Genomic DNA, 12979 nt, shown 5'->3' on the forward strand with positions numbered 1-12979 from the left:
CTGGCTGTCCGCCCAGCATTTGCGTGTTCAATGACAGTTCTACCTTTGCATAATAATTCATCGAAAATTGATGTCCCAATTCGGGCTGATTCAGATGCGTTATTTTCTGAATTACGAGAATTCGATTTAACATTTGGAATAATATTTTCTTTGTCACAAGCCTCTCGAATTGATTCTGAATCAGAGCCGGTGTCTGCGTTTAAAAATAATCCTGCCTCTTTTAACATGGTACAAATTTCATCAAAGCATAATTGTATTTCAAAACGTCATGATGTTGCCCTTCTTGTGGGGTGGATGCCAACATAACTTTTGACTATCAGACATAAACAAAGCGTTGGTTGTCTTGCAAGCCTTGCGACCTTGATAGCCTATTGCATCACCGCCATTTTTACAAGGAGTATAACAGCTCCACTGCGGTTGCAACCTGTTATTAAACGATGTAGAATGGCTCTAATTATCTCGTGAATTGGCACAGTAGGATCAAATCCTCTACTTCCAACGGTTAAATGTGGGATAATCCACGTATTAATTGTATTTTTACTGAGTATTCCCATTGTATGAAGTTTTATGATTTAGCACCACAAAATTCTCACTTATTTGGGAAGACTTTTCAAAAGTTTAAACAGCTTCAATTAATTAATGCCTTCAAATTTATTGCCAATAATCATAAATTCGGACTTGTGAACCCCGTTTTTTTCATGGCCGTTTTTACTTCTGGGCAACTCATAAATAATTTCCACAACAATTGACTACGTTGATTTTCTATCATGATTATAATGGGACCTTGGTCAATTGCCAAAAATGAATCGGCAAACCAAATATCGGTCAAATTAAAAGCATCGACAAAACCGTAATTTTTCCAGATTTTATCCCCTAATTTATAATACAAAAATCGAAGAGCTTGCATGGATTCTTTGGGCGTGTATGGCATTGAAGATAAAGCAGCCGTTGGTGAAATTGTACCATTATCATTGTTTGGTTCGTGGGCTGAATAACCATTTTTTTCATCACTGGCAGTTAGTCCCCAACAGTTTTCGCTGTACCCAGCAAATTTCTTCGGATTGGCTTTGCAATAATTGTAATTAATGAGTGAATGAGCGATATTTTGCGTGCCATAATTGGCGTAATTATCTGTCAAACCCATCGGATTTATTCCCAAAAACGAATAGTGAGCAAAGAATAGAGGGCCACCTAAATCCGTACCAAGTGGTAAGGTAATTCCGTAAAATTGTTTGCCATTTTTCATTTGGCCATTTCTGGCCCATCCTTCATCGTAAACCGTTTTTGAGATGGAAAAATTAGGGGAAGATTCCGCTAAAACGTAAGTTATTAAAGCTTCATTCCAACCCGAAAGTTTAACATTCATGTCCCAATTATACTTTGGCGACCAATGCCAGTAGAGTGTATTTTCATTATTTTTTGTAAACCAATTCCACTCTACGGCATTCCAAAGGGCATTTATTTTATTTTTAAGGTTTATTTCATCGGCATTACTTCCGTTAAAATATTGTCTTGCCGTTAATAAACCTTGCATTAAATAAGATGTTTCTACTAAATCGGCTCCATCATCTTTCGTACTGAATGGAATGGTGGCTCCAGTAGCACCATTTAGCCAATGGGGGAAGGCTCCATGATATTTTGCCGTAGTATTTTGCAAGAAATCGGTCATGGTATTCAATCGGTCGAGTCCTTGTTTTCGGGTAATAAATTTCCTTTCAATGCCCACAATGATTGCCATAATTCCGAAGCCAGTTCCTCCCGAAGTTACCAAATCGCCCGAAGTATTTCTTTCCCTTGCCATTCCTGAAACAGGATGCCCAAAATCCCAAAAATATTTAAACGTTTGGCGTTGAACAAGATCCAATAAAAGGGAATCTGAAATAATGGGAAATTTGTCAGAATTGTCGAAAGAGGTAGTTAAATTAATTTGAATATTGGAATTTAGTTTGGTATTCGATTTTGATAAAAATTCTGGCAAAACCTGTAGAGAATACTTAACAAGAGAACTGAGGGCATTTTTAGGCGTAATTATTACGGTACTATCATTTTTTTCAAAAGAGAAATCAAGGGGAATATTTTTGGAAGAAATCGTCTCCGATAAGGTAATATTGGTATTCGCAGAAGCCTGATTTATGGGACTTATAAAAGAAATTTTAATAATTGGTTTTGCTGCTACTTCGGTAAAAGTGCTTCCCGTTTTATTATCTACGGTAATTCCTGTAAAATAAAACTGTTCGGGTATGATCGGAATTGGCTCTGTTTTTTTGCAAGCAATAAAACAAATGAGCGTTGTAAAAAAAAGAAATGAAATTTTCATAGGTTCAGTTAATAAAAAATAGCCCCAACGTTTGTTGGGACTATAAATTTATAATTTGTTGATGAAATGTTATCTTCCTGCTAATTCTAATTGGTATAAATAACCTATATCAGTGGCGGATAATGCCTTATTATAAACTCGTACTTCGTCGATTGAGCCAGTAAATAAGCCTTGCCATGTTTGAGCAGCGGATTGTGTATAACCAGCATCACTATTTGGCATTGATCCAATTACTACCTGCGTTGGAGGTGCCATAATAATACTACCAATTCCCGTGGCAGGTGTTCCAGTTGTACGAGTTCTAAAATTATTGTTTGAAACACGGATTCCATTGGCATAAATATCAATATTAGAACCCGCTCCGTCATAAACCATCACGTAATGAACCCATTTATTAGCTCCTTTTACCGTCTGAAAATCAGTTCCACGTACACCATAATCATTAATATTATCGCCACCAAGGTTATAATTACCCCCAGAATAGGTATGGAAAGCGCTGTGAAATACCAAGGTGTCATTGACAGTTAATGGTTTTCCTGTTTCAATATACATATTAATGGGTCCTTGATTCCAGTCAGTTTGCGTTGCTTGGGCTTGTGTTAAGGCAAAAACAGAAGATACCGTTTTTGCATTGTTGTTCACATTAACCCATGTACTCACGGTTACACTCGGAATGGCATTTGCCGTATTTAGAGCGGGAATTGAAGGAAATACCAAGTATCCTGAGGTAAGTTGAAGTGCTTGTCTTTGTGAACTTGGCGTTGTTGTTGTGAAAGCTGAATTAGAGGCTTTGAGAGGAGCAGTACCAGAAATTCTTTCATTATTCGTTCCATCAAATGTCCAATGTGCTAATAAATTTGTGGCGGCCACGTCATTTGAGCTATTATATCCACCAATTGCTGGCAAAGTAGCTACGTCGTCTTTTTTGCATGAAATTGCCAATACCGTTCCAAATAATACGGTAGCAATCATTAATACACTTGTTCTTTTCGTCTTCATTGTTGTTCTGTTTAAAATTAAAGAATTGTTTTTTAAGTAACGGTGAAATAATAACTTATAAAATTTTAGGGTGGTTATTTTTGCGTTAGTTTATTTCACTTTTGAAGCTAATAGCACAGCTATTTAATGAAAAAGTGAATAAAAATAGCGGTAAAAGAATCGCTTAAAAATTATAAGTTATTGTTTTACCGTTACTAAGGGTAAAATTTAGTTTAATATGTACGATTCAAGCATAAAATCAATATCCATTATTCTGATCCAATTTTCCACCACTCAAGGCAATTTGTAAACTTGGAACGGGTAATAATTCATTTTTACCAGCCACGAAAGTTTTACCAACCGCTTGCATCACTTGGGCAGCTCGTCCCGTGCGAACTAAATCGAAAAAACGGTCATGTTCTAACGCCAATTCCAAGCGGCGTTCATTCCAAATCGAATTTCTCACGTCAACCAATGATGATGATTTTGTTCCAGATAAACCTGCTCTGGTGCGGATTTTATTCAATTGGGTAACCGCATTTCCTGATTGACCTAATTCATTAGCAGCTTCGGCATTCATTAATAAAACCTCAGCATAACGCAGAATGTGCAAGTTTTTTTGTTTTTGGTCACGATTTCCCAAATAATTTTCAACGTTTTTATTTTCGCTGTGGTAAGCTTTATAATTGTAATAAATATTCTGAACTGAATCAGCACTTGGGATTCTAAAACCGTCAAATAAAATAGTTCCAACGTGCTTTGCGCTTTGGTCGATGCTAATAATCGTTGCGTTTTTGCGCAAATCTCCCGCCTCATAAGCGTTTACTAAATTCAAAGAAGGTGTGCCAAAACCAAAGCCTAAATCCGTCCATCCGCCTTTTCCACCAACTCTTGGTCCTTGCCAAGTAGAATAACCATTTACGCCCAAATCGCCATTATTAAATTGTCCCGTTTCAACCTCAAAAATAGACTCAATGCTATTATCGCCCACTTGTCGCCAAATAGTGGTATAATCTGGCACTAAATTATATTGTCCCGAATTGATAATATCTTGCGTTAAAGCAAGTACTTGTTGCCAATTTTTTTGGTATAAATAGGTTTTTGCTAAAAGGGTTTGAGCCGTTCCTTTTGAGATATGTCCTACGCCAATTTTATTTCTCAGCGGTAAATTATTGACTGAAAAAAGTAAATCTTGTTGAATGATATTATAAATGGTATCAACGGAAGCTCTGGTTTGAAAATTGGGGTCATTATTGGCATCTTGCGCATCTTTGGGAACACGTAATACTTTGGGTACTCTGCCAAAAAGACGAACTAAATTGAAATAATAATAAGCCCGAATAAATCTTACCTCACCCAACAATTGATTTTTGGTTGTTTGGTCAACAGCCGCAGTATTAAGTGCATCAACCGCTTGATTGGCTTTGGCGATTCCCGAATAATACCCACTCCATAACGCCGCAACGAAGTTATTGGTGGGGGTTACCGTAAAATTATCAATGGCTCCGATGTTCGGTTGGTCGGCAGGGGTACTGCCTTTTTCAGCATCATCCGAGATAATATTGGTGGCAGTAATAAAACTAATGCCATGCACATCACCGCCCGAACCGCCAAAAGCCTCCCCTGCGAATAAGCTGTTATAAACCCCAGTTACTAAGTTTTGTGCCAAATTTGGGTCCGTGGCAGTCGTAGCTTTTCCTTGCACAGGTACATCCAAAAAGTCTTTGGAACAAGAGGCAACCGTTGTAATTATGGCAAAAACTGCTATCGTTATATTTAATTTTCTTTTCATAAAATTGAAAGGTTTTTTGTGTAAAAATTCATGGCATAACTTAATTTAGTATGCTATTTTGCAATTATTTATCCTTTGAGTTATGACATGAATAAACTCGACAATTTTTTCATTATTAAAATCCAACATTCAACCCTACCGCAAATGTTTTTGTGGTAGGATAAGCATTTAATTCAATACCAGCGTTAGTAGGATTTCCAGGCAATTCAGCCGTGAAACCTGTATATTGTTTATAGGTATAAGCATTTTGAGCTGTTACAAAAATTCTGATATTGCTTATCTTAATTCTTTCCAATAAAATCTTTGGTAACGTATAGCCAATCGTAACATTATTTAGTCGAATAAAAGAACCTGATTCAACAAAATAAGTGGATGCTGGAAGATTTCCGCCATTTGCCGCAGGTTCAGTTTGCGAACCATTACTTGGCGTCCAACGAGTATATGCCAAAGCCGATTCTACGTTATCTTGAATCCCTTGTCGGAAGGCTTTTTTACCATTATATACCTGATTTCCAGTATTTCCAATGGCATCAATACTTACATCAAGTCCTTTAAATGAAATCCCCATATTGATTCCGTAGTAAGCTTTTGGTTGATAAGAGCCAACAAAAACACGATCATTATCATCTATTTTTCCATCGCCATTCGTATCCTGATATCTGAAATCTCCTACATTCGCAGAAGGCTGAATTAATTGTCCCGTTGAAGATTTGTAAGCAGCAATTTCTCCATCATTTTGAAAAACTCCTAAAACTTGAAGTACATAAAAACTACCCACAGGCTGACCATTATCCGTTTTTGTGGTATATTGTTGATTTGCACCAATTCCACCATCTAAAATTGGTTGTCCACCATTTAGGCCAATTACCTGATTATTATTAAACGTAATATTACCGCCTATATAATATGAAATAGCATCATTTATCTTACCTCTCCAACGCAAAGTTCCTTCAAAACCTACGTTTTGAATTGAGGCGGCATTTGTTAAAACTTGTCCATCTGCATCACCCGTCACCGAAGGAACTTTTACATTAATTAACAAGTCACGAGCAATTTTATTATAGTAGCCTAACTCTCCCGTTAATTTTCCTTTTAAAGCACTAAATTCAATTCCAAAATCTGTTTCTGTCGTGGTTTCCCACTTCAAATTTGGGTCTTTTATCTCCGTAATGGCACTTCCAGGCGTAGCAGTTCCTCCAGAATATGGATAGGCCAAATTAGGGGTAACCGTTACCGTGTATGCATCCGATGGAATTCGGTCATTCCCAACTCTTCCCCAACTTGCTCGCAATTTTAAGGTTTCAAAAACGGTCTGATTTTGCATAAAACTTTCACTACTAATCACCCATCCTGCCCCAAAAGAAGGAAAATATCCCCAGCGATTTCCCGAAGGAAAACGAGAACTTCCATCCGCACGAATCGTTGCCGTAAATAAATATTTATCATTAAAATTATAATTCACCCGCCCGATATAAGAATTTCTTGCCCATTTATCACCGCCACCGTCATTGGTTGAAGTATTCGCATTTCCCGTTCCGATATACCATAAATTTGGGTCGGCAGGAACGTCTTTTCTAAAAGCTCTTAGAAAACTTGTCGTATATTGTTCAGCGGTTGTTCCCGCCAAAATGGTGAATGTGTGTTTATCAAAAGTCTTGTTGAAAGTGACGGTATTGTCCCAAGTCCAGTGAAAAAGTTTGGAAGAATAATTACTTAACGTACTGTTTGGATTCCGCTGATTCCCACCGGGCGTGATAAAAGTGGTGGTATCATTATTAAATTGTTTTCCGTAAACTCGTTGGTTTTGATTTACCCAATCTCCTCCCATACCACTTCTAAAAGTCAGCCACTCAATGGGTTTGTATTCAACATAAAAAGTGCCTTGCAAGCGATTCTCCAAGGTTTTATCATCACTATTTTGAATATCCAAAATCGGGTTTCCAACATTTTGATACACCGAAGTATTCCCATATTTTCCATTTACCAAACTCGGAATAATGGGTGCCGCACGGTATGAATCATTGTAGGCACCGCCCAAATTTACGTTCTGGTTTGTCGAAGCCGTGTAAGAAGAAATGATGCCAACTTTGATTTTTTTACTAACATTAAAATCATTATTTGCTCGGATGGTGTATCGGTCATATTTATTCCCAATCACAATACCTTCATCAGTCAGAAATCCACCACTCAAGAAATAGGTAGATTTTTCATTGCCTCCAGAAAGCGACAAATTATGATTTTGTTGCCAAGAATTTCTTAGAATTTGACCGTACCAATCGGTTGAAGTTGCTCCCGCTGTGACGATATTTCCTGATGCAGCACTAACATAATTGGCATATTCTGCCGCATTGGCCATTTTTACCAGATTAGCAGAACTTCTCATACCCGCATTCATGGTATAATTAACTTTCAAGTCGCCAATTGCCCCTTTTTTTGTGGTAATTATAATAACGCCATTTGCCCCACGAGAACCATAAATGGCCGTTGCAGAGGCATCTTTCAATACATCTAAATTGACAATATCTGCCGTGTTTATGTTTGCAATATCATCCGTCAACACACCATCAACCACAAACAGCGTTGCCGTTCCAGCCAAAGCCGTACTCGTTCCTCTAATTCTAACAATGGGCGAAGTACCAGGTTGACCACTACTAATAATTTGAACACCCGCCACTTTTCCTTGAATTGCCTGCGTTGCCGTTAATACGGGTTGCTTCACCAATTCTTCGCCTTTCACGCTAGCGGTTGCTCCAGTAATGTCCACTTTTCGCTGAGTTCCGTAACCCACTACTACTACCTCTTGCAATTCTTTGGTGTTAGTTTTCAGCACAATCGTTATTTCAGAACGTCCATTTAAGTTCACTTGTTGGTCATCAAAACCTACCGATGTAACGACTAAAATAGCATTATCAGGGACATTTAAGGAGAAGTTTCCATCAATATCCGTGGCAATTCCTGTGGTAGTATTTTTGATTTTTACGGAAGCACCAGGAATGGATTCTCCTTTATTATCAGTTACTTTCCCAGTTACTTTTTTATCATTTTGAGCAGATAAATTTGATGATAAAATGAACATCAAAATAAAGGTAAAGACCGAAAACAAGAAAGGCTTTTTGGGATATAAAATGGTATATTGTTGATGTATTTTCATAGATTTATAAAATTAAAGGACTAAATACTAAAATATATAACTCATTAATAATCAATTAATTGTAATTTTTAAAACTAATTTTTAACATAAATTACTAAAAAAATATGCCAGCTACTATTTAAGTAAAAGGATGATTTTTTCGGTAAAATTTCCTTGTGAAATTACCGCCGTATATTTACCATATTTGGCGGAAAATTTGGACTGATGAACTCCCTCATTTAATTTGTCATTTTTTGAAATCAGCACGATTGATTTTTTCATTTCATCAAATAGTTCAATTTGAATTGGGTCATTTCCTTTTACTGCAAAATCAAGTACAAATTTTCCCAAATCTGGATGTTGCATTAGCTCCACTTCATTGGTTTTTGGGTCAGGCAAATACATATAAAAACCCGTTGGATTGATGGGTGGCGTTATATTCATTCTCTTTAAACCATTCCATAATTCTGGGGTATTTTTGCCAATTTCCCATAATAATTCTGAACGATAATTCTCCATCATAACTACAATTGGGCCTTGGTCGATGGCTAAATATTGATTAGAATTCCAGTTTTTAATCGCACTAAAAGCATCATAAAATCCATAATTCCCAAAAAGTGGATTACCTTTTTTCAAATAAAAATACCTTAATGCCCGATATGACTGAAAAGGCGTGTAAGGAAATGAAGACAGTGCCGCCGTTGGGCTTATGGTACCGTTATCGTTGGTTGGCGAATGTGCATCGTAAAAATTATAATCATCACTGGCGGTTAAACCCCAATTTTCGGGCGAATAGCCAAATTCTTTTGGTGCTTCCCTCACACAATGGGTATAATTAATGAGCGTTTGCGCTAAATTTTGCTTCCAATAGTTAACTTTATCATCCTGCATTAAACGAGAGTCGAGGCTTAAATAAGAATAATGCGCAAAAAATAATGAACCACCATATGGAAAACCTACGGCTAATTTATATCCCAAATAAGTCTTCCCATTTTCATAAAAATCACTTTTCTTCCAAGTATTTTCATAAACTTCTGGCTTAACTCCGTGCGTTGGCGATGCTTGAGCAAGCACGTGCGTAATCAAACATTCATTATATCCTCGAATGGGCATATTCATTTCCCAAGCATAGTTGGGCGACCAATGCCAATATAAAAGATTATCGCCCCGTGAAGCATACCAATCCCATTCGACCGTTTCCCATAACTTAGTAATTTGTTTTCTTAATAAAATCTCTTCTGGATTTGCTCCATCAAAATAGGTTTTGGCACTCAAAAGCCCATTGACTAAATAGGACGTTTCAACCAAATCTCCTCCATTATCTTTTTCTCCAAAAGGGACAACTTTCCCCGTTCGCCCATCCAACCAATGCGACCAAGCTCCGTGAAATCTATCGGCACGAGCTAAAAAATTAGTCATTTTAATTAGGTGCTTTACCGCATCTTTTCTGGCAATCCATCCACGATGGGATGCCACAATGATACTCATAATACCAAATCCTGTTCCGCCCGATGTAACGATATTTGGCGTTGCTGAACGCTCGGCTGCCATGCCCGAAATGGGATGGGCAAATTCCCAAAAATAATTAAAAGTTGCTTTTTGAACGGTTTCAATATATTCGCCTCTTTCAGAAAGTGGAACATTATTTACCAAAGGAAATTGATTCTTTTGCCCATTAATTTTGTTAAATGAGATAATGATAAATAGGATAATTGGAGAATATTTATACATCTTCGTTTATAGGAATTGGATTAACTTTTAATGATTTACTGAAATAGAAACGAATTAAAGTAATTACTAATTTTATAACTATTTCAATAAAATATTAAATTTTTATCTGGCAAATGTACTACCTTTGGGATAGTTATTCCAAAATTTAGGGTACATCATTACTACATCAAAAATGAGATGTTTCAATAATTTGGCTAATTTTTACTACATCATAGTTATTTTCAGCATAATTTCAGCATTAATTCCAGTAAAAAATTTCAATAAAGCAAAATCTTCAATTTTGAAATACTCAAATAAATTTTTAACTGCTTTTGTACTTGGTGTATCAGTAATTTGTTACGGGCAATCCGTTCAATCAATTTGTAAACCTGATGTAATTAATTTTACCAAACAAGCTTACAATGCCCAATACCAGAACTGGGATATTGCCCAAGATAGCCTCACAAAATTTATGTATTTTGCCAATTCTAAAGGCTTGTTGGAATATGATGGAGCTGCATGGAAGGTGTATGAACTGCCCGAAAATCAAAAGATACGTTCAGTTGCCAGTGATAAACTTGGAAAAATTTATACGGGTGCTTTGGGTGAATTTGGCTTTTGGTCAGCCAATAAATCAGGGAAATTAATTTATCATTCGCTCAAAAAATTGATAAAAGAGAATGCTTTTCCTAATGAAGAAATTTGGAATATCCTCATCACGCCCAACGGAATTATTTTCCAATCATTTGCATATTTGTATTTGTATAACCCAATCAATAATCAACTTAATAGACTAAATCCGCCTGGGAATATGCTCTTCGTGCAGCAGGTAAACGAAAGATTTTTTGTTGAGATTATTGATAAAGGGCTCTATGAATTAAAAATAAATAGTCAATCAAATGCGCATTTTAGTTTAATAAAAGGCAGTGAGTTTTTGAGTAAAGAGTCGGTTAATACTATATTACCTTACCAAGAAAATGAAATATTGGTTGGTACCAACAAAGGAATTTATCGGTATAATGGAACAGAATTTTCGGAATTCAACAAAGCAACAAACCTTTTTATTCAACAATATCAACTCAATCGAGGAATATATTTAGGGAATCAGATTTATGCTTTCGGAACAATCTTGAACGGCGTTATTTTGACGAATCAAGCGGGGGAAATAATTCAATTTTTTAATAAAAATCAAGGATTGCAAAATAATACGGTTTTGTCGCTCTCGAAAGATATTGAAGGGAATTTGTGGGTTGGCATGGATAAAGGAATTGATTTGATTGTGTTGAGTTCTCCGCTAAAATATTATACCGATTCAGAAGGACAATTGGGAACAGTTTATGACGTAGCAATTCACCAAGGAAATATCTATTTAGGAACCAATCAGGGCGTATTTAGCCGAAATTTAACGAAAAAAAATGCCAATTTTAGTTTAGTCCCAAAAACGCAAGGGCAAGTTTGGGATTTGGAAGTCATTGATAATCAGTTACTTTGTGGACACAACAACGGTACATTTTTGATTGAAAATAACCAAGCTTCCCAAATTTCTAACGTAACGGGTGGTTGGGTAATTAAAAAAATGCACAAACATCCAGAATTACTGATTCAAGGCACTTATACGAACCTGTGCATTTATAAAAAAGCCTTTAATGGAAAATGGACTTTCGACCATATTATTGAAGGGTATTCTGCCCCCACTCGTCGTTTGGAAGAAGATAAAAATGGAAATTTCTGGCTGAGCAAATTGCCTTATGGCGTAATTAAGTTACGTTTATCAGAAAATAATCAAAAAATTGAATCACAAACTACTTTTAACAATACCGATTTAAAAGGCGGAGAGGTTTCAACCATCAATCAACAAATTTTTTTAACATCCTCAAACGGAATTTTGGAGTTCAATCCAAATTTGAAAGTATTTAAGTCCGCATATTCCCTGCAAAAGTCAATGGGTAATGATATTGCTCGTAAAATTTTCTCATTTTCAGATAATAATCCCACCTCAAAAAATATTTTTGTCATTAAAAAAGATGGAGGTTTGGGCGTAATTACACCAAGCGGCAGACAAATTCTGATACCAATTAAGGAAAACCAATGGGTTGATGATTACGAAAATATCGTATCGATTGATGCTGAAACGTATCTTTTATGCAGTGAAAATGGGTTTATTTTGCTGCCTCAAAAGGCAATATTTCAACAAATTTCAGCAAAAGTAATGTCTCCAGTTATTCGGGAAATCGTAATTCAAGACTTTCCTGACCTCAATCAAACCTTTCGTTCTGCCAGTACAACACCAAAATTATCGCTGGATTATGACCAAAATAGTTTAACAATTTATTTCTGTACGCCTAATTATGGAAATTCCGTAAAATACAGTTATTTATTAGAAAATTCGTCTAAAAATTGGTCTTCATTTCAAAATATTACGCAAAAAGATTTCAATAATTTATCGCCAGGACAATATATTTTTCATCTAAAATCTGACCTAAATTCGCAAGAAAGTTTAGTAATATTTGAAATTAAACAACCTTGGTATTGGAATTTTTGGAGTAGATTGTGCTATTTTCTAAGCTTGATTGGTATTGCTTGGTTATCATTTCAACTGCATTTGAGGAGAGTGAAATTTAAGCAAGCACAAATTCGTGAAAAATTAGAAAAACAATTAGAAAGACAGGCAGAGATTAGTTCAAGCGAGATTATGCAACTTAGAAATGAGCAATTGGAGAAAAATATTATTAGCAAATCGGAGGAACTGGCTAATTCTACGATGGCAGTTATCAAAAAAAATGAGCTATTATTAACCATAAAACAAGGACTTACCAAGTTGAAAACTGAATCAGAATCCCGTGCGGCAACTCCGCATTTAAAACAGGTTTTGCATTTGGTGGATAGCAATATTTCTACAGAACACGATTGGCAAGTTTTTGAAAATAATTTCAACCAAGTTCACGAAGAATTTATTAAAAAACTGCTCAAAAAATACCCAAATCTTACGCCAAGCGACGTGAAATTAGCGGCATATTTACGCATGAATCTTTCGACGAAAGAAATAGCTCAT

7 protein-coding genes are annotated in these 12979 nt (G+C 36.1%); 1 reads left to right on the top strand and 6 read right to left on the bottom strand.

Translation table 11 applies throughout. The features are described 5' to 3' along the window. Positions 1 to 368 precede the first annotated feature (368 nt). The 6 genes from AC1W31_RS18715 to AC1W31_RS18740 form a co-directional block, all read right to left on the bottom strand. The gene (locus AC1W31_RS18715; RefSeq protein WP_481736016.1) at positions 369 to 554 is read right to left on the bottom strand and encodes a hypothetical protein; all 186 of its coding nucleotides are present in this window, start codon (positions 552 to 554) and stop codon (positions 369 to 371) included. A 110-nt stretch (positions 555 to 664) separates the two neighbouring features. Further along, positions 665 to 2317 (bottom strand): glucoamylase family protein, encoded by a 1653-nt coding sequence (locus tag AC1W31_RS18720; protein ID WP_481736017.1) that lies wholly within the window; start codon positions 2315 to 2317, stop codon positions 665 to 667. A gap of 69 nt (positions 2318 to 2386) precedes the next feature. Then, entirely contained in the window at positions 2387 to 3316 is a 930-nt protein-coding gene (locus AC1W31_RS18725) for a LamG-like jellyroll fold domain-containing protein (RefSeq protein WP_481736018.1), read from the bottom strand. A gap of 238 nt (positions 3317 to 3554) precedes the next feature. Beyond that, positions 3555 to 5087: a RagB/SusD family nutrient uptake outer membrane protein gene (locus tag AC1W31_RS18730; protein ID WP_481736019.1), complete on the bottom strand. Its 1533-nt coding sequence runs from the start codon at positions 5085 to 5087 to the stop codon at positions 3555 to 3557. Positions 5088 to 5202: 115 nt separating this feature from the next. Next, entirely contained in the window at positions 5203 to 8238 is a 3036-nt protein-coding gene (locus AC1W31_RS18735; protein WP_481736020.1) for a SusC/RagA family TonB-linked outer membrane protein, read from the bottom strand. A gap of 114 nt (positions 8239 to 8352) precedes the next feature. Further along, on the bottom strand, positions 8353 to 9948 hold the full coding sequence (locus AC1W31_RS18740; protein ID WP_481736021.1) for a glucoamylase family protein: 1596 nt from the start codon (positions 9946 to 9948) through the stop codon (positions 8353 to 8355). A 280-nt stretch (positions 9949 to 10228) separates the two neighbouring features. Here AC1W31_RS18740 and AC1W31_RS18745 point away from each other — a divergent pair. Continuing rightward, on the top strand, positions 10229 to 12979 hold a 2751-nt coding region (locus AC1W31_RS18745; protein WP_481736022.1), incomplete at its 3' end, for a two-component regulator propeller domain-containing protein.

The organism is Arcicella sp. (genome assembly GCF_964672035.1).